This is a genomic window from Algoriphagus yeomjeoni, from assembly GCF_049821175.1.
Taxonomy (GTDB): domain Bacteria; phylum Bacteroidota; class Bacteroidia; order Cytophagales; family Cyclobacteriaceae; genus Algoriphagus; species Algoriphagus yeomjeoni_A.
On the sequence record NZ_CP187512.1, the window covers coordinates 4,279,032 to 4,300,720 of the forward strand.

20 protein-coding genes are annotated in these 21,689 nt (G+C 39.8%); 11 read left to right on the forward strand and 9 right to left on the reverse strand.

The window, feature by feature from the left end; genetic code table 11:
- Position 1: 1 nt before the first annotated feature.
- Both thrC and ACPUEN_RS17555 read left to right on the forward strand, forming a co-directional pair.
- Entirely contained in the window at positions 2 to 1,297 is a 1,296-nt protein-coding gene (gene thrC / locus ACPUEN_RS17550) for a threonine synthase (protein ID WP_425637245.1), read from the forward strand.
- Positions 1,298 to 1,374: 77 nt separating this feature from the next.
- Positions 1,375 to 1,710 (forward strand): hypothetical protein, encoded by a 336-nt coding sequence (locus ACPUEN_RS17555; RefSeq protein WP_425637246.1) that lies wholly within the window; start codon positions 1,375 to 1,377, stop codon positions 1,708 to 1,710.
- A 119-nt stretch (positions 1,711 to 1,829) separates the two neighbouring features.
- On the opposite strand, the gene ACPUEN_RS17560 is transcribed toward ACPUEN_RS17555, so the two are convergent.
- Together ACPUEN_RS17560 and ACPUEN_RS17565 are read right to left on the reverse strand one after the other, a co-directional pair.
- The gene (locus tag ACPUEN_RS17560; protein WP_425637247.1) at positions 1,830 to 2,795 is read right to left on the reverse strand and encodes a Fic family protein; all 966 of its coding nucleotides are present in this window, start codon (positions 2,793 to 2,795) and stop codon (positions 1,830 to 1,832) included.
- 265 nt (positions 2,796 to 3,060) lie between these two features.
- Complete coding sequence (locus ACPUEN_RS17565; RefSeq protein ID WP_425637248.1) at positions 3,061 to 4,035, reverse strand: polyprenyl synthetase family protein; 975 nt, start codon at positions 4,033 to 4,035, stop codon at positions 3,061 to 3,063.
- A gap of 147 nt (positions 4,036 to 4,182) precedes the next feature.
- Between ACPUEN_RS17565 and ACPUEN_RS17570 the strand changes: the two genes are divergently transcribed.
- The 3 genes from ACPUEN_RS17570 to ACPUEN_RS17580 all read left to right on the forward strand — a co-directional run bounded on the left by ACPUEN_RS17570 (position 4,183) and on the right by ACPUEN_RS17580 (position 7,482).
- The gene (locus tag ACPUEN_RS17570) at positions 4,183 to 4,659 is read left to right on the forward strand and encodes a DUF4199 domain-containing protein (RefSeq protein WP_425637249.1); all 477 of its coding nucleotides are present in this window, start codon (positions 4,183 to 4,185) and stop codon (positions 4,657 to 4,659) included.
- 89 nt (positions 4,660 to 4,748) lie between these two features.
- Entirely contained in the window at positions 4,749 to 6,446 is a 1,698-nt protein-coding gene (locus ACPUEN_RS17575; RefSeq protein ID WP_425637250.1) for a 1-acyl-sn-glycerol-3-phosphate acyltransferase, read from the forward strand.
- Positions 6,424 to 7,482: an NAD(P)H-dependent glycerol-3-phosphate dehydrogenase gene (locus ACPUEN_RS17580; RefSeq protein ID WP_425637251.1), complete on the forward strand. Its 1,059-nt coding sequence runs from the start codon at positions 6,424 to 6,426 to the stop codon at positions 7,480 to 7,482. The genes ACPUEN_RS17575 and ACPUEN_RS17580 overlap by 23 nt, the downstream gene beginning before the upstream one ends.
- A gap of 183 nt (positions 7,483 to 7,665) precedes the next feature.
- Here ACPUEN_RS17580 and ACPUEN_RS17585 read toward each other — a convergent pair whose 3' ends face one another.
- Positions 7,666 to 8,832: a PQQ-dependent sugar dehydrogenase gene (locus ACPUEN_RS17585; protein WP_425637252.1), complete on the reverse strand. Its 1,167-nt coding sequence runs from the start codon at positions 8,830 to 8,832 to the stop codon at positions 7,666 to 7,668.
- Between the two features lie 82 nt (positions 8,833 to 8,914).
- Entirely contained in the window at positions 8,915 to 9,937 is a 1,023-nt protein-coding gene (gene fbp, locus ACPUEN_RS17590) for a class 1 fructose-bisphosphatase (protein WP_425637254.1), read from the reverse strand.
- Positions 9,938 to 9,994: 57 nt separating this feature from the next.
- Here fbp and ACPUEN_RS17595 point away from each other — a divergent pair, with 57 nt between their 5' ends.
- Positions 9,995 to 11,263 (forward strand): aspartate kinase, encoded by a 1,269-nt coding sequence (locus tag ACPUEN_RS17595; protein ID WP_425637255.1) that lies wholly within the window; start codon positions 9,995 to 9,997, stop codon positions 11,261 to 11,263.
- A gap of 93 nt (positions 11,264 to 11,356) precedes the next feature.
- Positions 11,357 to 12,481 carry a Gfo/Idh/MocA family protein gene (locus tag ACPUEN_RS17600; RefSeq protein ID WP_425637256.1) on the forward strand — a complete coding sequence of 375 codons (1,125 nt, stop codon included), beginning with the start codon at positions 11,357 to 11,359 and terminating at the stop codon, positions 12,479 to 12,481.
- 19 nt (positions 12,482 to 12,500) lie between these two features.
- On the opposite strand, the gene ACPUEN_RS17605 is transcribed toward ACPUEN_RS17600, so the two are convergent.
- Together ACPUEN_RS17605 and ACPUEN_RS17610 are read right to left on the reverse strand one after the other, a co-directional pair.
- The gene (locus ACPUEN_RS17605; protein WP_425637257.1) at positions 12,501 to 13,376 is read right to left on the reverse strand and encodes a fructosamine kinase family protein; all 876 of its coding nucleotides are present in this window, start codon (positions 13,374 to 13,376) and stop codon (positions 12,501 to 12,503) included.
- Positions 13,369 to 13,854 carry a low molecular weight protein-tyrosine-phosphatase gene (locus ACPUEN_RS17610; protein ID WP_425637258.1) on the reverse strand — a complete coding sequence of 162 codons (486 nt, stop codon included), beginning with the start codon at positions 13,852 to 13,854 and terminating at the stop codon, positions 13,369 to 13,371. Before ACPUEN_RS17610 ends, ACPUEN_RS17605 begins: the two co-directional genes overlap by 8 nt.
- 187 nt (positions 13,855 to 14,041) lie before the next feature.
- Here ACPUEN_RS17610 and ACPUEN_RS17615 point away from each other — a divergent pair, with 187 nt between their 5' ends.
- The 4 genes from ACPUEN_RS17615 to panB all read left to right on the forward strand — a co-directional run bounded on the left by ACPUEN_RS17615 (position 14,042) and on the right by panB (position 17,608).
- Positions 14,042 to 15,280, forward strand: a complete 1,239-nt coding sequence (locus tag ACPUEN_RS17615; RefSeq protein ID WP_425637260.1) for a 3-deoxy-D-manno-octulosonic acid transferase — start codon at positions 14,042 to 14,044, stop codon at positions 15,278 to 15,280.
- A 25-nt stretch (positions 15,281 to 15,305) separates the two neighbouring features.
- Entirely contained in the window at positions 15,306 to 16,229 is a 924-nt protein-coding gene (gene rsgA, locus ACPUEN_RS17620) for a ribosome small subunit-dependent GTPase A (RefSeq protein WP_425637261.1), read from the forward strand.
- A 61-nt stretch (positions 16,230 to 16,290) separates the two neighbouring features.
- Positions 16,291 to 16,782, forward strand: coding sequence for a phosphoribosyltransferase family protein (locus ACPUEN_RS17625; RefSeq protein WP_425637263.1), 492 nt, complete (start codon positions 16,291 to 16,293; stop codon positions 16,780 to 16,782).
- Positions 16,783 to 16,786: 4 nt separating this feature from the next.
- Complete coding sequence (panB, locus tag ACPUEN_RS17630; RefSeq protein WP_425637265.1) at positions 16,787 to 17,608, forward strand: 3-methyl-2-oxobutanoate hydroxymethyltransferase; 822 nt, start codon at positions 16,787 to 16,789, stop codon at positions 17,606 to 17,608.
- 63 nt (positions 17,609 to 17,671) lie between these two features.
- Here the strand turns inward: panB and ACPUEN_RS17635 are convergent, their stop codons facing one another.
- The 3 genes from ACPUEN_RS17635 to ACPUEN_RS17645 form a co-directional block, all read right to left on the reverse strand.
- Positions 17,672 to 18,757, reverse strand: coding sequence for a hypothetical protein (locus ACPUEN_RS17635; RefSeq protein WP_425637267.1), 1,086 nt, complete (start codon positions 18,755 to 18,757; stop codon positions 17,672 to 17,674).
- A gap of 433 nt (positions 18,758 to 19,190) precedes the next feature.
- Entirely contained in the window at positions 19,191 to 20,402 is a 1,212-nt protein-coding gene (locus ACPUEN_RS17640; protein WP_425637268.1) for a glycoside hydrolase family 57 protein, read from the reverse strand.
- Complete coding sequence (locus ACPUEN_RS17645) at positions 20,399 to 21,685, reverse strand: glycosyltransferase family 4 protein (RefSeq protein ID WP_425637269.1); 1,287 nt, start codon at positions 21,683 to 21,685, stop codon at positions 20,399 to 20,401. The genes ACPUEN_RS17640 and ACPUEN_RS17645 overlap by 4 nt, the downstream gene beginning before the upstream one ends.
- Positions 21,686 to 21,689: the final 4 nt, after the last annotated feature.

The window sequence follows — 21,689 nt, forward strand, 5'->3', positions numbered from 1 at the left end:
TATGAAGTTCTACAGCACAAATAATTCAGCTCATCAAGTCAATCTCGCTGAGGCAGTGATTAAAGGATTGGCGCCGGATCAAGGGCTTTACATACCAACTGAGATTCCTGTTTTACCGAAAGAACTTTTGGATAAACTTCCTGAAATGACCTTTCAGGAAATAGGATATGAGGTGATTGGCGCCTTGTTTTCTTCAGCACTCAGCCAAGAGCAGATCAAGGAATTGGTGGATCATACGCTGGTATTCGATGCGCCGCTGGTCAAGGTGGAGGAAGATGTTTATAGCTTGGAGCTTTTCCATGGGCCTACATTGGCATTCAAAGATTTTGGGGCACGTTTTTGTTCCAAATTGATGAGTATGCTAATGGAGAAATCCGACCGAAAAGTACGTGTGCTGGTAGCAACTTCAGGGGATACTGGAAGTGCGGTAGCCAATGGCTTTTTAGGCGTTGATGGAGTGGAAGTGATCATTCTTTTTCCGAAGGGAAAAGTAAGTGAGCTTCAGGAAAAGCAGTTTACTACACTGGGTCAAAATATCACAGCGCTGGAAGTTGATGGTGTATTTGATGATTGTCAGCGAATGGTAAAAGAAGCATTTTTGGATGCGGAGCTGAATGAAAAACTGTTGCTGACTTCAGCCAACTCTATCAATGTAGCCCGCTGGATTCCACAATGCCTGTATTATTTCTATGCCTTTTCCAGACTTCCGAAGAATAGTAAAAAAGTAGCTTTCGCTGTTCCTTCAGGGAATTTCGGGAATATTGCTGCCGGCATTTTGGCTCAAAGAATGGGATTGCCGATTGATCAATTTGTGGCTGCTACAAATGTGAATAAGGTTGTACCGGATTATTTGAATGGGGCTGAATTTGCTGCGATGGCCTCAATAGCAACCATCAGTAATAGTATGGATGTAGGGAATCCTAGCAATTTCCCTCGTCTTCTGGCTCTTTACGGAGAAGATGAACAACTACTGAAGGATAACGTGAAAGGTTATTTTTACTCTGATGCTGAAACTGTGGAAGTGATGCAACAAGTAAAAAAGTCCGGCTATACGCTTGATCCCCATGGAGCAGTTGGTTACAAAGGACTAAAGGATTTTATTGCTGAAAATGATAATTTCCAGGGCGTGTTTTTGGAAACTGCTCATCCCGGGAAATTTAGGGAAACGGTGGAAAAAGCATTGAACTTGAAACTTGAGCTTCCGGAGCGATTAGCAGCTTTTATGGATGGAGAGAAAAAAGTAGAGACTATGAGGAATGATTTCGAGGAGTTTAAGGGGTATTTGGAGTTGCTCTAGATTTGTCTCGTAAGTGCCTGAGATGCTTTTGACAACATCTTAATGAGGAAATGGATCTAATGTAAAACACATACGGCATGACTGATAAGCTTGATTATGACGAAAATCTTTGGATTGAGTTAGAAAATTGTGAAGGAAAACATTTTTTAATAGGAAACCCTCACACTTTCAAAGGGAGAATAGATGCTTATTGTCCTATTAAAAATTCTACATTTTGCATATCGTTCAGCGAGATAAAAAGCATGTCTATTGAATCTACATATTGGTTACAAGGATACTTGAGTGGAAATGAACCTGCCCCGCCCGATGAATATTATGGAGAAAGTGCGGTAGAATATTTTCAAAGCATACGATATAAAGAATGGGAGTTGAAAATTCAAAAATTTAGAGAAACAGGAGAATTTGATTATTGATGTTAGTACGTTTCTTTTAACAGATCTGGGCAGTCTGTATTCTCCAATTAAAATAGATGAAGTTTGGCTGACTACAAATGGTATTAATCATAACAGAAATAATAGTTTGATAAGTCTTCTTAGTTTTTAATTTTACTTACAAAATACCTCATCTGATTCCCTTTCCCTTTAGCAGAAATTAAATGCAATTCCAGGGCTTTTTTCAAATCCCGACTTGCGGTGGCAGAAGAGATTGTTTTGAACACGTCCATGTACTCTTTACGAGTAAATTCATTTTTCCCTAAGGTAATAAAGTGCGTGATCCGCTGCTCTGCAGTTAAAGTTTGGCCATTAGTGTTAAGCAGGTTGGCTAGAGAATCATCAATAATTCTTAACATGTACTCTATAAAAATCGTGGATTTTCCAGATTTATCACTTGCTGACAAGGCCTGATAATATTCATCCTGAGTTTTGCTAATTAGCGTTTCAAATGGTAAAAATTCAAATACTGGATATCTGTCTTTTAGAATCAAAGTTTGCCAAAGTCTTCCCATCCTTCCATTTCCATCTATGAAAGGATGAATGAATTCCATTTCGTAGTGGAAGACACAGCTTTTGATCAAAGCAAGCTCGTCATCATTGTTCAGGTACTGGAAAAGGTCCTTCATTAGCCCAGGGACATTAGCCGCTGGCGGGGCTAAATGCGCAACTTGTGAGCCTTTTACTACGCCAACTCCACGCGATCGATATTTGCCAGGTTGATCAATCAATCCTTTCATCAGAGTTTCATGAGCAGATAAGAATGATTTGGCAGAGGTGGGTTTGTAAGAGTTTAGATTTTCGTAAACGGCGATTGCATTGATCACTTCAGTAATATCTTTCTGTGGTCCTATAATCCGTTTATTTTCAATTAATGCAGTTATATGTTCTTCCGATAGTGTGTTTCCCTCGATCTGAAGAGAGGAGTGGATGGTCTTAATCTTATTTTGCTTTCGAAGCTGAGGTGATTGCTTGTCTAAAAACAGTGCATTTACCTCACCGATTTTTTCTGAGATCGAGCTGACAAATTGCAGAATGGTTGGTGTGATATCATATGGAGGTTTCATTGATAGTATCATTTGATACTATCAAAGATATCTCTATTGATTTGAATTTAGGTAATTTGTGGGTGAATGATACCGATAAAATTTGGTAGAATAAAGTCATCATTGCTCCGATAAAAGATAAAATGATTGTTTAAGAATGTGACCTACTGATTTTACTTGACACTTTTAACTTATTACAGTTAGATCGCTTTACACCTATGTCGTTCGCGATGCCGGCTATGACTACTTCGGTCTTCCGTCTCCCGTTTTCAAGCTAAATCAAACCCTACTTCTTCCTCTCAATCGTATAGCTCACCAATCCTTCCAGAGAAGTTTTATATTCCGATTCAGGGAAGGTTTTCAGAATATCTAAGGCTTCTGCATAGAATCTATCCATGATGGTTTTTGCATACTCCAATCCACCGCTTTTCTTTACAAATTCGATGACTTGATTGACTGCTTTCTTGTCCTCGCTTCGGTTTCGGATCAAGTTGATGATTTTCTTTTTTTCCAACCAATCGGCCTTCGATAAGGCAAAAATCAGCGGAAGGGTCATCTTCTTTTCTTTGATGTCTATTCCAACTGGCTTACCTATTTCATCTTCTCCGTAGTCAAAAAGATCGTCTTTGATCTGGAATGCCATCCCGACTTTCTCTCCGAATTCCCGCATTTTAGCGATAGTTTCATCGCTGCTGTCAGTGCTGGAAGCTCCTACTGCGCAGCAGGAAGCCAACAAGCTGGCAGTTTTTTGCCGGATAATGTCATAATAAACTTCCTCTGTGATGTCGAGCTTACGTGCTTTAGCGATTTGCAGCAATTCTCCTTCAGACATTTCTTTAACTGCGTTGGAAACGATCTTCAGAAGTTTGAAGTCATTGTTTTCCACACTCAAAAGCAATCCTCTGGAAAGCAGGTAATCGCCGACAAGCACTGAGATTTTGTTTTTCCAAAGTGCATTTACAGAGAAAAAGCCACGTCTATAGTTTGCATCATCGACCACATCATCGTGAACCAGCGTTGCGGTGTGAAGTAATTCTATCAATGCCGCACCTCTATGGGTAGAGTCGTTTATTCCACCACAAACTCCCGCAGTTAAAAAAACGAACATTGGGCGCATCTGCTTGCCTTTGCGCTTGACAATGTAGTTGGTAATATGGTCGAGGAGCTTGACCTTAGATTTCATAGAGGCCCGAAATTTCAGCTCAAACTGGGCCATTTCATTCTCTATTGGTATTTGTATTTGCTTAAGGTCTGGTTTCATCCGGTCTTTGATGTTGTAAAAATAATACCCTTTCGCTCTTGGACAAGGGATTGAGAGCTTAGCTGAAGCAATCAATTAAAAATGGCTGTGATTTTAATAAAATATGTATTTTGTAAGTACGTTTTTGCACCCTAAACCCTGAAGACTATGAAGAATATTAAAATTGAGATCAAGTGGGCGTTGATATTTGTAGTAATGATGCTCGCTTGGATGGCTTTGGAAAAGTCCTTAGGCTACCATGATGAGAAAATAGCTGATCATCCATTCTTCACTAATTTTGTAGCCATTCCTTCTATCCTTATCTATGTTTTTGCCTTATTGGATAAAAAGAAGAATCATTATTATGGATTGATGAGCTATAAGCAAGGTTTTATTGCAGGTTTTATCATCACAATAATTGTAGCGATTTTTAGTCCGCTAGCACAATACATAACTATTGAATTCATTACACCTGAATATTTTCCTAACGTCATTAATTATGCCGTGAGTTCTGGAGAAATGACCCAGGAAGCAGCTGAAGCTTATTTCAATCTAAAGAGCTACATGATACAGTCTATCATAGGCGCGCTGATAATGGGTACTGTTACCTCGGCAATTGTTGCTATTTTTGTTAAATCAAAGTGATGAACTTGATCCTTTCTGCAGCGGGGTATTTCAGCTAGGAAGGGGCTTTTTCACTATCTTTAAGTTGATTTTTAATAAAAGCCAGTTACTTGGAGGAGAAATATATCAAACATAAGTACGAGCCAATTCACCCTAGCAAGGACGAATGGCCAGTAGTAAAGCTTGCTAGAGAGCGGAAAGAATTTGTGAAGAAAGTGGCGGATTTGTCTGAGGATAGAATTCTCAACCTCACAAGCAACAATTCTGATATTCTCAAGGAAGAGTTAGAGACGACTTTATACCGCGAAAAACTGAGGATAAAACAAAATCCTTGGGTAGTTGATCCGGATGACGATCCGTCTTTTTGGAGTGGAGTGAAATCATCTTTGGTTCAGATAAGTACTGAAACTGCTAACAATAAAGCCAAGAAATTTCAAGCATACAAAGGGGTTTTGAATAGTATTACGGCCCGCTATGCGGAAGAGATTGCCAGTAATTTCAAGACTACTCATTATAAATTCACCCGCTCGGTTGTTACTTATGGCTTTTCTCGACTGCTCAATGCTGCTCGCGTCAAAGGGTTCAAATCCATTTTCAGTAATCAGTATACGCTTCAGGATAAGATCCAGATTACGGGTCAAACAGATCAATTGCGTGATCTAGCTACCAAAGGGACTGTTGTAATGGTTCCTACCCATTTCAGTAATTTGGATAGTATTCTAATTGGATGGGTGATTTCTGTTTTGGGGTTGCCACCTTTTATATATGGAGCAGGGTTGAATCTTTTCAACATCTCCATTTTTGCCTACTTCATGAATTCTCTCGGAGCCTACAAAGTGGATCGGAGGAAAAAGAATCTGATGTACTTGGAGACATTGAAAACCTATTCAAAAGAGGCCATTCAGTTTGGGTGTCATTCCTTGTTTTTTCCGGGAGGAACGCGATCTCGAAGTGGTATGATTGAGTCTAAGTTGAAGCTTGGTCTTTTGAGTACGGCGATTGAAGCACAGCGGGCAAATTTTGAAAATGGCCTAAATGATATTTCAGGCAAGATTTTCATCGTGCCTGTCACGATCAATTACCACTTTGTGTTGGAAGCACCGAGTTTGATTCGTGATCATTTGAGTATCACTGGGCAAGAACGATACTATAAAGAGAATGATGAGTTTTCGAATTCTTACAAGATTTCAAAATTCCTCATCAAGTTTTTCACCAAAGGATCTGACATCTCAGTTTCGGTTGGAAAAGCTATGGATGTACTTGGGAATTATGTTGATGAGGAAGGGAGAAGCTTAGACAAGAATAATAGAGTGATCAATACACGGGATTACTTTATCTCCGATGGAAAAGTATCTGTGGATAGTCAGCGCGAAGAAGAGTATACCAATATGCTCGGGAAGCGAATAGTGGAGGAGTTTCATAAGATCAATCGTGTGTTTAATTCTCATTTAGTTGCTTTTGTGGCATTTGAAATGATCAAACAACAAAATAAAAAGCTGGATTTATTCGATCTATTGAGACTTCCCGAGGAAGATATAGCTATTCCATATGAAGAATTTAAGGAGAGTTGTCAGGTCGTTTTGGATAAAATAAATGAGTTGAAGGGCCAGGGTCTAATTAATACAGCGCCGCACCTTGCTCTAGAGCTGGATGAAATTATCAAGCGAGGAATGGATAATGTGGGGATGTACCACGCCAAACGACCAATAATTCAAGATAAAAATGGCAATATAGGAACGGATGATATGAGTCTACTTTATTTTTATCACAATAGATTAACAGGATATGGACTCGAAAAACTCTTCTAAACCAAAGTACATTGGTGTGATCGGGGTTGGCAGCTTTGGAACAGTAGTAGCCAATATCCTTGCAGCCAAAAATCCTGTGATGGTTTACGCCAGAAAACAGGAAGTGGTAGATGAGATCAATGCTACTCATACGGCGCAGGGAAGGGCTATGAATGAGAATATCGTAGCATCAAATGATCCAGAACAACTTTGCCAAAGCTGTGATGTGCTCTTTTTCATGGTTCCCTCATCTGGCTTTCAGAATGTAGTAAGAATTTTCTCTCCATTTCTTTTCCCATATCATTTGATTATTCATGGGACAAAAGGCCTTTGCCTTAATCTAAAGGAAGGAGAAACACTGGAAACGGTTAAGAAAATCAAGAGAAGTCAAATCCTGACCATGAGTGAGGTAATTCTTCAGGAGACGGTAGCTGTAAGAGTTGGATGTCTGGCTGGCCCAAATCTATCTAAAGAACTTTCTCAAGGCCAGCCTGCTGCTACTGTGATAGCTAGCAAATATAATGAGGTGATCCTGGAAGGACAGAGTTTGTTAAGATCTGAGAAATTTCAGGTATATGGGAATTCGGATATTATCGGCGTTGAGATCAGCGGAGTTTTGAAGAATATCATCGCAATTGCCTCTGGCGCCTTGGCTGGTTTGGGATTAGGAGAAAATGCAAAGGGTTTGCTGATCAGCCGAGGAATGGTGGAAATGATTCACTTAGGCAATGCCCTTGGCGGCAGCATCAAATCTGTGATGGGGCTAGCAGGGATTGGCGATCTGGTCACGACATGCAACTCGGTACATTCCAGAAACTTTACTGTAGGCTTTAGATTGGCAAAGGGAGAAACGCTAGAGGAAATTCTAGCTGATATGGAAGAGGTCGCCGAAGGAATCAATACGGTAAGAATTATCAAGGCATTTTTGGAAACAGCGGATCTTCGGGCACCTATAACGGAGAATCTTTATCGGGTTCTTTTTGAAGATTTGGAGATTGAAGAAGCGCTTCAGTTTTTGATGAAATATCCATTTAATGTGGATGTGGATTTCGTGTAGTTTTTTTAATCGTGGGGTACAGGCCTCTTTGTTGCCCTGCTTCTAGCGAAAATTAACTTGCTTCGTTTTTCTTTTTAAAACCATAAAGTATTTTTCAGAGGAATGTTACAAAGGGATAAAAACTTAAAAGCCACTATTGATCGCTCAAAAGTGGCTTTTAGCTTAATAATTTAAGTTGGGCACTTATCGAATCGGGATTAATTTCACCATCAATCCTGTGCCCTCAGTGATCGCATAGATGTAGCCGTCTGGGCTCTGAGACACCTGACGAACTCTACCGATATCCTGCAGCATTACTTCTTGATTTCCAGCAACTGCTCCATTCATATCCACACGGTTGATGTGCATTTTCCTCAAAGCACCGATAAGAATATCACCTTTCCAAGCTGGATATTTATCGGAAGTGACCATAGTCATACCTGCAGTAGCAATAGATGGCACATAGTATGTCAAAGGTTGCTCCATTCCTTCTTTCTCTTGAATATCAGAAACAGGCTTGTCATCATATCCAATTCCCCAGGTAATTACTGGCCAGCCATAGTTTTTACCTTTTTCAAGCAAGTTCAGCTCATCACCACCTTGAGGACCATGCTCAGTTTCATAAAGCCTATTATTTTCCTTGTCGAAATAAAGACCTTGAGGGTTTCTATTACCGTAAGTCCAGATCGAAGCTACAGCCCCTTCCGTATCTACAAATGGATTGTCAGCTGGTATTGTCCCGTCGTCATTTATGCGGTGAACTTTGCCATGTCCATTTGTCAAATCCTGGGCATTTGTAGGAGTGTTTTGACGCTCTCCGCTTGAATAGTAAAGGTATCCTTCATTGTCAAATACGATTCGGCTACCGTAATGACCATTGCTTTTCCAAGCTGGAAGAGATTGGATTAACTCTTCTTGACTGACAGCATTATTTCCTTCAAGTTTGAATCTCATGATTGTCGTAGCCGAAGTGCTGTCTGGCATTTGCTTTCCGTAGGAAATGTAGATCCAACCGTTCTCATCAAATTTCGGATGAGCTGTAATATCCAATAGTCCGGACTGACCTTTCGTCCAAACCTCTGGAAGGCCTTGTACTTTTTCTCCAGTAAACTTATCGTCTTGAAAGATAAGTATCTCACCTTTTTTCTCAGTGACAAGCATTTTGCCATCAGAAAGCCAGGTCATGCCCCATGGATTTTCGAATCCTGTGTAAAGCGTATCGACATTGATCAACATGGTTTCAGTTTGAACAGCATATGTCTCGTCAATTGGTTCTTCTACAACTCCTTCAGTTTTTGGCGAGCAAGATGCCCAAAATGAAACTCCTGCAACCAAGAGCGCAATTGGAAGGTGGTTTTTTATATTTTTCATAGTCAGTTAATTAATAGTGCAAGATAAAGGACATCTTTCGATTCCTGACATTTTTTATATAAAGCGCTTATTTAATACGACTTTAGGCTGGTTTGGACAAAAATGATTCAGCTTCTTTCACCATTTCCTGAGACCCAATTAAAAGTGGTGTTCTTTGGTGAAGAGTAGTCGGTTGAATCTCCAAAATCCGTTGAGTTCCATCCGTTGCCATCGCCCCTGCCTGCTCTGCGATATAAGCCAGCGCATTCGCTTCATATAACAGACGGAGTTTGCCAGAAGGGTTCTTTTTAGTAGCAGGATATAAGTAGATTCCACCTTTTAGGAGATTTCTATGGAAGTCCGCCACTAGTGAGCCTATATATCTTGCGGAATACCTTCTTTCTTTGCATTGATTAATATAAGATTTGAAACCTTCATCCCAATCATGCTGAGTTCCTTCATTTACTGAGTAGATCTCCCCGTTTTTTGGTGCTTGAATATCAGGGTGAGAAAGAAAAAATTCTCCTAGTGACTGCTCATAAGTAAAGCCATTGACACCCCGACCTGTAGTGTAAACTAGCATCGTGGAAGATCCATAAAGCACATAGCCAGCAGCTACCTGTTCTGTTCCTGCTTGCATGATGTCTTTTTCTTGAATTGGGCTTCCTGCAGGAGTTCTTCTTCTATAGATAGAGAATATCGTTCCTATACTAATATTGACATCGATATTCGAGCTTCCATCCAATGGATCTATTGCCACGACGTATTTGCCAGAACTATTTTTTAAATCAATGACTGAATCCTCCTCTTCAGAAACTATGGCACAGACTTCGCCCCCTTTACTCAAAGCACGCATAAACCTGATGTTTGCAATGACATCTAGCTTTTGCTGTTCTTCGCCTTGGATATTTACTTGACCAAAAGCTCCTCCAATGTTGGAAAGACCAGCTCTTGTAGTTTCTCTATTTACTATCTTGGCGGCTAGAGCAATATCTCGCAAAAGTTGGGAAAGCTCTCCGGAAGCAAATGGGAAATCGCTTTGTTTGAGTTTGATAAATCGATCTAGGGTGGTGCCGACCGAATAGGCTAGACCGCTTTGGTCTGGTGCATAGGGTAAAATTTTCATTTCTTGGAATAGTTCAATTAGTGATTTAATTCATTTTGAAATTAAGCAAATATATTAATGACAAAAACTCAGATTTATAAATTTGGTGGTGCTTCTGTAAAAGACGCGGCCGCAGTTAAAAACATAGCTATAATTCTCCGTAATCGATTGCGAAATAATTTTGTGATTGTGGTTTCAGCTATGGGAAAAACGACTAACCATCTTGAAACTATTCTTTCGATAAAATTAAAGGATCAGGATTTTTCAGAAAATAGTACAATTTTAAAAGGCTTTCATTTAGATATTTGTAAGGAACTTTTTCCAGCCGAGCATGTAATTTTCCCTAAAATCGAGAACTATTTCATCCTGCTCCATCATGAGCTTAACAAACCTATTTCTAAAGACAACTATGACGAGTACTATGACCGGGTTATAGGTTTTGGAGAGTTACTTTCTTCCCGAATCGTCATGGAGTATTTATGCTTCCAGGATTTGCTGGTTCTCTGGCAGGATGCTCGAGAGCTAATATGTACCGATAGTGATTTTCGTTTTGCAAAAGTGGATTGGGAGAAAACCCGCAGAAATTGTCAATCTCAACTCAAACCAAATTTGGAGCAGTTTCCAGTTTTGACCCAAGGCTTTATCGGCTCAGACCCTAAGGGAAGACCAACAACTCTGGGGAGAGAGGGTTCGGATTTTACCGCCGCAATCTTAGCTGCAAGTTTGGATGCGGCTTCGGTGACTATTTGGAAAGATGTTCCAGGGGTATTAAATGCTGATCCGAAGATTTTCAGTGATACGGTCCTTTTTTCTGAGCTGGATTATCAACAAGCTGCAGAAATGACATTTTATGGAGCTTCCGTCATTCACCCCAAAACAATTAAACCCCTAGCAAACGCTGGAATTCCGCTTTTTGTAAAGTCATTTATCAACCCTGAGGAGGCTGGAACAAAGATTCATAATCTTTCAAAAGCTGGAGCTGCACAGACAATAGTAGTGAAGAAGGACCAGATACTCGTGAGTTTTAAAGTCACTGATTTTGCCTTTATTGAAGAGAAACATATACATCTGATTTATGAGCAATTGCAGCGTCTGAAGTTGCGCGTGAATATGCTGCAGACCTCTGCAATTACAATTTCTATTGTTATCGATTCACAGTTGTTTAAATTGGAGCAATTGCTCGCTGAGCTAAAAAATGATTTCGAGATTAGATATAACGAGGGGTTGGAACTTCTTACAGTTCTTCATGCTGATCCTGCCGCCCTTGCAAAATTATTATTGGATTATGAGGTTCTTTTAGAGCAAAGCACCAGGAACACAACTCAAATAGTTCGGCGCTTGAAATAGGTCAATCTCGAATTCCTTGAAAGAGTAGCAATGCTATTTGGCAGAAAATCAATATTTTCAGGGAAGTCAAACTCTCTAACCTAAACCGAACCTATGGAAACAAGAAGAATATTTTTACAAAAAGCCAGTCTTTCCGCTATGGCATTGACTGTACCAACTTTAACCCCTTTCACAGCAATGGCAGATTCTATTTCTGAATTCACCCGAGATGAAAAAACGTTACGAGTAGCTATCATGGGCTTGGGAAGCTACGGAACACGCGTGGCTGAAGCGATTCAGACTTGCAAAAGAGTAAAGCTAGTTGGAGTAATTAGTGGTACTCCATCCAAAGTTTTGACATGGAGAGAAAAGTATGGGATACCTGAGAAGAATTGCTACAACTACGAGAATTTCGATGCGATAAAAGATAATCCAGACATTGATGCAGTTTATGTAATTACCCCAAATGCCTTGCACAAAGATCAAGTGATTCGGGTAGCAAAAGCTGGGAAGCATGCTATCAGTGAAAAACCAATGGCTGTCAATGCTGCTGACGGGCAAGCTATGGTGGATGCCTGCAATGCTGCTGGAGTTCATTTATTGATTGGGTACAGAATGCACTTCGAGCCGAACACATTGGAAGCAATAAGAATGCGTAAATCGGGTGAGTTAGGGGATATTAGGTTTTTTCAGGGACTTAGTGGCTTTACAATTGGCGATCCGACTCAATGGCGATTAAACCCTGAACTTTCTGGGGGAGGGGCCATGATGGATATCGGTATTTATTCAATCAATGGTGCGCGATATATGGTTGGCGAAGAACCAATTTGGGTGACAGCACAGGAGGTCAAAACAAATCCTGAGAAATTTAAGGAAGGAATTGATGAGACGATCACTTTTCAACTTGGTTTCCCAAGTGGTGTAATCGCTTCTTGTCTGTCCACGTACAACATGAATAATTTGGATAGGTTTTATCTGAATGGCAGCAAGGGTTGGGTAGAAATGCAGCCTTCCACTGGCTATGGTCCTATCAAAGGGATGACACATAAAGGGCCACTTGATGAGCCAATTGTCACTCACCAGACCGTTCAGATGGATGAAATGGCTGCTATTATTTTTGATGGGAAAAAACCTGAAGTTCCAGTGGATGGGGAAGAAGGAGTGAAGGATATGAAGATTATTGACGCAATATTCAAAGCTGTAAAAACCGGAGAGAAAGTGACCTTGAGTCTAACTTGAGATCAAGGAATTGGCTAGCTTACTTAACAAATCGATTGATGATTCGCTCGATTCCTGGTAGGTAGGCTACGCCAAAAAGATTCAAATGAACCAATAGCGGATATAGATTAAACAATCCCATTCTGTCTTCAAAACCTGGTTCTAAGGGCAAAACAGATTCATAGGACTCGTAAAATTTCGAATCAAATCCTCCAAATAGGCGACTGAAGGCAATATCCATTTCTCTGTGTCCAAAATACACCGCAGGATCTATAAAGCATGGGTTCCCGTCAGGAGTAGCAATCACATTTCCAGACCATAAATCTCCATGAACTAATGAAGGTTTTTCTTTAGGGAAATTACTTTCCAATTTCGGATAGATTTCCTGGAATTTCTTTAAGAATTCCAACGGGATCAAGCGATCAAAATAGGCTTTTCCGATCAGGGGTTCCAATCGTTGCTCAATGTAGAAATCTACCCAATTAGCTGTCTGTAGATTTTTTTGATGTATCGAAGCAATGTAATTGTCGTTTTCTAAGCCAAATTCATTTTGGGAAGTCAGGTGAAGATGTGCTAAACCAAGGCCTAGGTTTTCCCAATAATCATGTTTAGTTTTTCCCTCTGGGATAAATTCAGACAGTAAAAAATTATATTCCTCAACTCTTCCGCAGCCATAAGTTTCAGGAACCTTCAGAAAAGTGGCTTTTCGAATGAGACTTAATCCTTCTTCTTCTTTGTAAAGAATATCTCGTTCATGGTCGAAGTTTAATTTTAGGAAAAATACTCCGGAATTGCTTTCTATTCGGATGCCTTGATTATGATTTCCAGCAGCTACGAGAGAGGCTGATTTTAATTCAGCCATAGTGCCTAGGCTTTCAAAAAGTATTTGTTCGTAGATCTCGTGCTGATCAAGCATAGAGATGATGGGTCGTTTTTACCTCTACAAGGAAACAATCAAGGGCCTCGTCCAATATCTGATATATTTCCTCAAATCCCTCCTCTCCGCCATAGTATGGATCTGGAACTGACAAGCCTTGTGTTTCAGGTACAAAGTCACGCATGAGGTGAATTTCTTTATCCTTAAAACCATACCTCGCTTTTAAGTTATTTAGATTTCGCAGGTTGTTTTCATCCATGGCAAGAATGTAGTCGAAATCTCTGAAATCTGTACGGTTTACTTGCCTGCCCCGATGATTAACGGGTAGATTATATTTCTTGGCGCACTTTATCGTTCGCTCATCAGGCAGTTCTCCTATATGAAAATCAGAGGTCCCAGCACTATCGGACTTAAATTGTGATTTCATACCTGCTTGCTCTACTTTATAATTAAAAATAGCTTCTGCAAGTGGAGATCTACATATATTACCTAAACAAACAAATAAAACTCTAATCATATTATTAGCTGAACTTAATTAGCTACTTGAAAAACAAAGGTTTTGAAAGTACCTAATTTTAGGGGGAAATGCACGGCGAGGGTAGTCTTTTTTTGAATGAATATTCAAAACCAACCTTCAAATAAACCTTTTTATCAGAATAAATCATGAATAAAACTATTTCAGGTCAAATAACTACTTTTGAGAAATGAAATGGATTTATCGAATCGGGATATTTTTTGCCAGAATACTTTTATTGCTAAGCGGACTCTTTATACCCAAAATTAGACATTTCTCTTCTAGTAGAAAAAATCTGTTTCAAAGACTGATAGCATTTAGGTCTAAAAACCAAGGAGAATTAGCTTGGTTTCATGTAGCATCTTTAGGAGAATATGAACAGGCTAGACCGGTCATCGCAGAGTTAAAGCGCGCGAAACCAGCCCACTTGGTCGTTGTTAGTTTTTTCAGCCCTTCGGGATATGACCACGTGATTAAAAAATCTCAGCCGAATGTGGATTTTATTACCTATCTGCCAGTGGATAGTAAGAGGCAGGCGGAAAGTTTTGTGAATACCCTTAATGCTAGTCTTGCTTTTTTTGTCAAATACGACCTTTGGTATCATCACATAAATGCCGTCAAAGTTAGACTGACTCCGTTATTTCTGTTTTCAGCATCTTTTCGCGCTGATCAGATTTATTTCAAAAGAGATGGTTTCTTCAGAAATATCCTGTTCCAGTTCGATTACATTTTCACTCAGAATAAAACCACTTTTGATTTACTCAAGTCAATAAATTATCAACAAACTAGCATAACAGGCGACACTAGATTTGATAGAGTTGCGGAAACAGTAAGGAATCATAAAAACTATCCGGCAATGGCTAAATGGGTTGGTGATAAACCCACTTTTGTAGCGGGTTCAGTCTGGCAGGAGGATATGGATTTGCTTATTCCGCTGATGAATTCAAATCCAGATTACAGATGGATAATCGCTCCACATGATTTGAGTCCTGAACCAATGAATCGATGGGCCGATCAGTTATCTTTGACTGCCGTAAGGTATTCACTTTGGGATTCGGACAATTCTCCGGAGGTGATTTTTATTGACAATATTGGAATGCTTAGTTCCTTGTATCAATTTGCCAGAATAGCATATGTCGGTGGAGCATTCGGTAAAGGGCTGCACAATATCTTGGAGCCGATAGGGTTCAAAGTTCCGGTGATTTTCGGCAAGCTGGTAAAGACTGAAAAATTTCCTGAGGCAGCAGAGAGTCAGGCTAAAGGATGCGGATTTGAGGTGAGTGATCCTGAAAGTTTAATCGTGATTTTTAAGAAACTGGAGCAGCCGGAATTTTACCAACAAAGTGTGAATTCAGCTCAGAAATGGCTTGAAATGAATATTGGAGCTGCAAAAAGAATTGTAAATAAAGTGGAGGAACTAGTTTCATAAAGCCATTTTAAGAAAGTAAAAGGATATGAAAGGAAGGGTAATAAAATCCACTGGAAGCTGGTATCTAGTTCAAACTGATGGAGAGGTTGTTTCTTCTAGATTAAAGGGGAAATTCAAACAGGACGATCTAAAATTGACTAATCCTATTGCTGTGGGAGATTGGGTGGAGTTGGAAAAGGAAGAAAATCAGGAGACAGCCGTGATTTCAGATATTTTACCTAGAGATAATTACGTGATTAGGAAGTCTACACGTAAACAACATTTTTCTCATATAATAGCCAGTAATCTCGATCAGGCAATTCTCGTCATCACGATGAAAAGCCCAAGAACATCTTTGGGTTTTATAGATAGATTTCTTGTCAGTACGGAGAGTTTTAGGATTCCAGCCATTTTGGTAGTGAATAAAATGGATCAAATGTCTGGAGAAAAAGCAGAGGATTGGCTCTTGGATATACATGAAATATATGGGCCGTTAGGGTATAAAGTTTTGGAGGTTTCCGCGCTTAAAGAAGAAAATCTCAAAGAAAAATTCGATACCGTACTCGCTGGGAAATCAACTTTGATTTCTGGACATTCAGGCGTAGGAAAATCGACTTTACTTAATGCTTTGGTCCCAGCTGCCGCTCAGCATACAAAAGAAGTCTCTGGATTTACATCCAAAGGAGTACATACGACTACCTTCGCCGAGCTTTTTGCATTGGAAAATGGTGGTGATTTGATTGATACTCCGGGTATTAAAGAGTTTGGAATTCTTGACATTGAGGACAATGAGCTTTCCCATTATTTTCCAGAAATGAGAAAATACTTGGGGCAATGCAAGTACAATAATTGTCAGCATGTGAATGAGCCTGGTTGCGTTGTGCTCGAAAAAGTGGAAGCTGGATATATCCATCCATACCGCTACGAAAGTTATTTGAATATCCTCAATGAAGAGGATGACTATAGATAAGCAGCCTGCGTGATTTTGAATCCAAGTAGAATTGGCCTAATTTTCATTTTTATAAAATAACATGAGCGAAGTACTCAATCACCAGCAGATAAAGAAGAAAATTACCAGAATGGCTTATGAGATTTACGAGCGAAATCTCAATTCAAAAGCTGTCGTCCTTGCAGGGATTTCTGGAATGGGGGAAACTTTAGCAGATCTCCTAGCTACCGAACTAAGGGCGATTTCTCCTCTGACCATCGAGCAAACGGATATTATTTTAGACAAAGCGCACATCGCTTCAGAAGAAGTGAAGCTTTCTCATGAAATAGATCTGCAGGGTAAAACCTTGATTTTGGTAGATGATGTTCTCAATACTGGAAAGACTTTGGTCTATGCGATGAAGCCATTTTTGGATGAGGAACTCTATAAAATGGAGATCGCTGTACTTGTGAATAGGAGTCATGGGCTTTTTCCTATCCGACCTGATTATACCGGGTTTGAATTATCTACTACTCTAAACGAACATATCAAAGTGGATTTCTCAGGAGATAATTACTTTGTTCATCTGCACTAATACTATGTCAGTACACTCTTCGGCAAACATAAAACGTATTACTACGCATATTCTTCAGGAGATGAAAGATCGTGGTGAGAAGATCTCAATGCTTACATCTTATGACTATTCCATGGCCAAAATAGTAGATGCGGCCGGGATCGACATCATCTTGGTAGGAGATTCTGCTTCTAATGTGATGGCAGGGCATGAGACTACTTTACCGATTACTTTGGATCAGATGATCTATCATGCCTCTTCCGTGGTAAGAGCAGTGAGCAGATCTTTTATTGTAGTTGATATTCCGTTTGGAAGCTATCAAGGGAATAGTTCTGAAGCATTACGTTCGGCTATTCGGATCATGAAAGAGTCCGGTGCTCATGCTGTGAAAGTAGAAGGTGGATCTGAAATCAAGGAATCTGTTGCTAGAATATTAAGTGCTGGAGTTCCTGTAATGGGGCATTTGGGCTTGACTCCGCAGTCTATTTATAAATTTGGAACATACACAGTAAGAGCAAAAGAAGAGGCTGAAGCGACTAAGCTTTTGGATGATGCAAAGCTTTTGGAAGAGCTAGGTTGCTTCGCAATTGTAGTGGAGAAAATCCCTGCTCATCTAGCTAAGAGAGTGGCTGAATCTGTTTCTATCCCTATTATTGGAATTGGAGCTGGAGGTGGAGTTGATGGACAAGTACTCGTGGTTCACGATATGCTCGGAATCACTCAGGAGTTTAAACCTCGTTTTTTAAGACAATATGCAGATCTTCAGGGAATAATGATGGAAGCTTTTGGTCAATACATCAAAGATGTGAAGAGCAAAGACTTTCCGAATGAGGGAGAAAGTTATTAAAGCGTTAAAGCAAAAAAAGGTATATCAAGCGATATACCTTTTTTCTTGACCAAAACCTCTGCTTTAATCCTTTACGAGCTCCTTAAAATTACTAATACCGCTCCCGATCAGTTCTGAAATCGACCCTTTAGCAGATTTTACATAATTATCTTTGTCACAGGCAACATAGTGAGATGCTAAGTTTAGTTCTCCACCTGATACCATTACCAATTGAGGGTAGGCAGTTTTACTGAAGGTAGCAACTTCAGCTGAGGTCACCTCAACGAGTTTCGTTTCGGCAAAAATATCTTCGAAATAAACATCTCTTTTCAATCCCGTAGAAGAGTCAAATGCTGGAGAGCTAATCAAATGACCGGCCACAAAGCGTACTTGGGATGCTAATCGAGCCGAAGTGGATGATTGGGTAAAACCCTTTGCAAACTTTCCAAGACTCATTTGCTCGTTATCCGTTGCACCTATAGCAGCAGCCATTCTTAAGTTAATATCAGCTTTCACCTTTGACGAGGCATAGTTGGCAAAACTGGTTGAACTCGCGTCCAAAGCCACAAATGGAAAAATAAATGTAGCCTCAGCGACATAAGCATCCCCTAGGTCTTGTGAAAGCTTGGAGCTGGTATCTGTAAAAGTCCCCTTCTCCCTTCCATCATTCGCAATTCCTTTGACCCAATAATCATATCCTTGGGGAGTAACCATCACGAACCCTGTCGCTTGATCAGTAGAAGATGCTCCACCTTTTACTAATTCATATCCGCTATAGTAATCAGTTTTACCTGCCTCTTCCGCTGATATGATTTCGTAGCCATCGGCTTCGAGTTGAGCCACAAAATCTGCATATGCTTCATCTACTATTTTTTGAAAATCCGGTATATCTACTCCGCTCAGCTGTACACCCATGCTAGTCTTGGTGCCGGACACTGTGGTTGCTCTATTTGCACGATTATTTGTAGTCCCCTTAGTACTTGCAGAGGCCTCTTCAAAAACTTCAAAGAGTACTCTGAATTTTTGGATATAAACTCGCTTAGGAGATTTTGAGGATTGCTTACCTCGATGAAAGGAGTTTACATCATAATCTTTCGAGGAAATGTAAGGATCGGCGGGCTGAAGTATTCCTGCCAAAAAGAGAAGAATTGTTAGAAGTGTAATTTTCATGATTAGAGTTATTAGTAAAGACGTTTGTTTTTATCTGACTCCTCTAAATTAGTTGATAGACATGGGATTATTAAAAATGAACTAATCGCTCTCTACACACAAGAATTGCTAAAAAACCATGTAAGTATTTGAAAATCAAATTACTATAAATTTTGATATCTTTGAGGAGTCTGTTTGTTTGGCTCCTAAATAGGGCATTTGTCGTATGAAAAAAATTGCTTGGCGAAACCTTTTTTCTGTCAAAATACCTGAAAACCATCTAACTAATTTTTACCTGCGACTGGTATTAGCCAAGTTTTGAAAGTTGAAAAGCTACAATCTGAGCGCTTTTGGAGTTGAAGCCCGGAGTAATAATATGGGCTAGAATTGATCCTAATGACATAAAAAAAGACCGATGAAAACCGGTCTTTCTATTATTATTTATCTTATTATATCAAGCGCTAACTTCCTTTTCAGATATTTTTTCTTTTACTCTTATCATAAAGTCGCTTAGCACATTCATGTAATTGATGAATGCTTCATATGGCGAATCATAAGGGCTGAAATAGGCATGTATATCTCCATCAGAAAAGAACTTTGTACACATGTAGTAGAAATGATCACTGGTTTGCAAGTAAGTCCAGTCGCGCTGAATATCATCGTCATCTATACCTTTGACCAATTTTTCCATTTCGAAAAGCCTATCAAATGCTTCGTCTTGCAGGTCATTTCCCAGCCATGCAGTCAAATCACGCTCTTCATCTGCCCAAGAAATCGGTATAGGGACATGTATCTTTCCGACTGGAGAGATCTTCGCAGCTACCTCAGAAGGGGTAGAAAAAGTAAAGTTAGTCTGGCTGAATACTGCGTCTGGAAGAGACTTCATGAATTCAAAAATTCCAGTTTCGGCCCATTGGTGTTCTCCGAAGGTCTCATAGTCCATAAATAGATTAATTGTCTCTTCTTCCTCTGGGACATTCTTTATCCATTTCACAAATTTCTCAGTAGTGAGCGGGTAGTCATCCCAGCCTTTGTTCCCAAATCTAAACGCAATGTCGTCAGATAGCTGGAAGTTCTTCAGCAATACTTTCAGTTTTGGATCAATGCTATTTACATATACATAATTTGGGCTTTTCCATCCAAGTACGTGCTTTGCTCCTTCCGTTAAAATGGCATCAAAACCCATTTCTGCGACCATAGCACCGATTTGATCCGAATAAATAAGCTCTGTATTTCTGAATACTTTAGGCTTATATCCATTAAACAGATCTTTAATCTTTTGCTGATGCTTTTTCACCATACTTTGAAATTCATCCTTGCTTTTCAAAGCTGCTAAGGTGTGCGCATAGGTTTCGTTGAGAAGCTCACAATGCCCAGTTGCTACAAGTTTTTGAAAGCTTTCGAGTACATCAGGCGCATACGCTTCCAATTGATCCAGAAATACGCCTGACATGGAGAAACTCACTTTAAATGCACCATTGTATTTATTGATCATCTCCAAAAGCAAAGCATTCATAGGTAAGTAGCACTTTTGTGCCACTTTTCTCATCACGCTTCGATTGAGAAAATCATCATAGTAGTGGTGATCTTCCCCGATGTCAAAAAAACGATAAGGTTTCAGACGATATGGCTGATGAACCTGGAAGTAAAAGCATATGGTTCTCATGGTTTCTGCGATAATGTTTTTTGGTATACAGTGACAAGTTTCTCAGCCACATGTTCCCATTTTAATTTTTTCAATTCTTCAGTTCCAAGCTCTTTAAACATCTTAGAAATACCATCATAATGTAGCAGTGCGAAAATGGCATCTGCCATAGAATCAATATCCCAAAAGTCAATTTTGATAGCATTATTTAGAACCTCGGCAACACCTGATTGCTTGGAGATAATTACAGGAGTATTGTGTCTTACCGCTTCCAGAGGTGATATTCCAAAGGGTTCGGAGACAGAAGGCATCACATATACATCAGAGATAGCATACATGTGATCTACATCGTCACCTTTTAGAAATCCAGTAAAATGGAATTTTGTACCCATTCGTAGTTCAGCTACCCGGTCGATCATTCTATTCAAAAGATCTCCATTTCCTGCCATTACAAAGCGTACGTTAGGATCGCGTTCTATAACTTTTTTTGCTGCCTCTACGAAGTACTCAGGTCCTTTTTGGAAGGTAATTCTACCTAGGAAGGTTACGATTTTCTCAGGGACTTTCTTTTTGTAGCTGGATTTGATAATACTGGCATCCAAAACAGCATTATGTAGTACCGTTACCTTATGGGCAGGAATGCCGTATTTTTTGATAATAATGTTTTTGGTCAATTGACTTACTGCAACAATATGGTCAGCTGCCTCCATTCCGGCTCTTTCTATGTCGTAAACAACTTGGTTTACAGATTCACCTGAGCGGTCAAATTCAGTAGCATGGACGTGTGCTACCATAGGCTTTCCACTTATTTCCTTTGCAGCAATGCCTGCGGGAAAAGAAAGCCAGTCGTGGGCGTGAATAATGTCGTGTTCTTTATTTTTGGAAATATGAGCTGCTACTAAAGCATAGCGTGACACTTCCATCATCAAGTCCTTTCCGTATTTACCACTAAACTCGAATTTGTTTGAAAATACACTTTCATCTACATCTGTCCGGTCATGGATAGTATAGTCTGTATATTTCTTGAATTCATCCGGGCCGAGATATGGTACCAAATAACTACTCACTTCTAAGTAGGTCAGGTTCTTCCAGAATTTCTTGAATCTTTTTTCACGGTAATCTATGGTAACATCACTTGCATTGACAAAATCTGCCAATGGCTCTTCGTCTCCCCAAAGTTTAGGTACTACAAATATGATGTCTTGGTTATGGTGGGCCATCCCTTTGACCAAGCCATAACACGCTGTTCCAAGACCTCCAGAAATATGTGGTGGAAATTCCCACCCAAACATTAGCACCTTCATAAAA

Excerpts from the sequence above, each read along its gene's own strand:
- thrC (WP_425637245.1), top strand. The coding sequence starts at position 2 with ATGAAGTTCTACAGCACAAATAATTCAGCTCATCAAGTCAATCTCGCT.
- ACPUEN_RS17555 (WP_425637246.1), top strand. The coding sequence starts at position 1,375 with ATGACTGATAAGCTTGATTATGACGAAAATCTTTGGATTGAGTTAGAA.
- ACPUEN_RS17560 (WP_425637247.1), bottom strand. The coding sequence starts at position 2,795 with ATGAAACCTCCATATGATATCACACCAACCATTCTGCAATTTGTCAGC.
- ACPUEN_RS17565 (WP_425637248.1), bottom strand. The coding sequence starts at position 4,035 with ATGAAACCAGACCTTAAGCAAATACAAATACCAATAGAGAATGAAATG.
- ACPUEN_RS17570 (WP_425637249.1), top strand. The coding sequence starts at position 4,183 with ATGAAGAATATTAAAATTGAGATCAAGTGGGCGTTGATATTTGTAGTA.
- ACPUEN_RS17580 (WP_425637251.1), top strand. The coding sequence starts at position 6,424 with ATGGACTCGAAAAACTCTTCTAAACCAAAGTACATTGGTGTGATCGGG.
- ACPUEN_RS17585 (WP_425637252.1), bottom strand. The coding sequence starts at position 8,832 with ATGAAAAATATAAAAAACCACCTTCCAATTGCGCTCTTGGTTGCAGGA.
- fbp (WP_425637254.1), bottom strand. The coding sequence starts at position 9,937 with ATGAAAATTTTACCCTATGCACCAGACCAAAGCGGTCTAGCCTATTCG.
- ACPUEN_RS17595 (WP_425637255.1), top strand. The coding sequence starts at position 9,995 with ATGACAAAAACTCAGATTTATAAATTTGGTGGTGCTTCTGTAAAAGAC.
- ACPUEN_RS17600 (WP_425637256.1), top strand. The coding sequence starts at position 11,357 with ATGGAAACAAGAAGAATATTTTTACAAAAAGCCAGTCTTTCCGCTATG.
- ACPUEN_RS17605 (WP_425637257.1), bottom strand. The coding sequence starts at position 13,376 with ATGCTTGATCAGCACGAGATCTACGAACAAATACTTTTTGAAAGCCTA.
- ACPUEN_RS17610 (WP_425637258.1), bottom strand. The coding sequence starts at position 13,854 with ATGATTAGAGTTTTATTTGTTTGTTTAGGTAATATATGTAGATCTCCA.
- ACPUEN_RS17615 (WP_425637260.1), top strand. The coding sequence starts at position 14,042 with ATGAAATGGATTTATCGAATCGGGATATTTTTTGCCAGAATACTTTTA.
- rsgA (WP_425637261.1), top strand. The coding sequence starts at position 15,306 with ATGAAAGGAAGGGTAATAAAATCCACTGGAAGCTGGTATCTAGTTCAA.
- ACPUEN_RS17625 (WP_425637263.1), top strand. The coding sequence starts at position 16,291 with ATGAGCGAAGTACTCAATCACCAGCAGATAAAGAAGAAAATTACCAGA.
- panB (WP_425637265.1), top strand. The coding sequence starts at position 16,787 with ATGTCAGTACACTCTTCGGCAAACATAAAACGTATTACTACGCATATT.
- ACPUEN_RS17635 (WP_425637267.1), bottom strand. The coding sequence starts at position 18,757 with ATGAAAATTACACTTCTAACAATTCTTCTCTTTTTGGCAGGAATACTT.
- ACPUEN_RS17640 (WP_425637268.1), bottom strand. The coding sequence starts at position 20,402 with ATGAGAACCATATGCTTTTACTTCCAGGTTCATCAGCCATATCGTCTG.
- ACPUEN_RS17645 (WP_425637269.1), bottom strand. The coding sequence starts at position 21,685 with ATGAAGGTGCTAATGTTTGGGTGGGAATTTCCACCACATATTTCTGGA.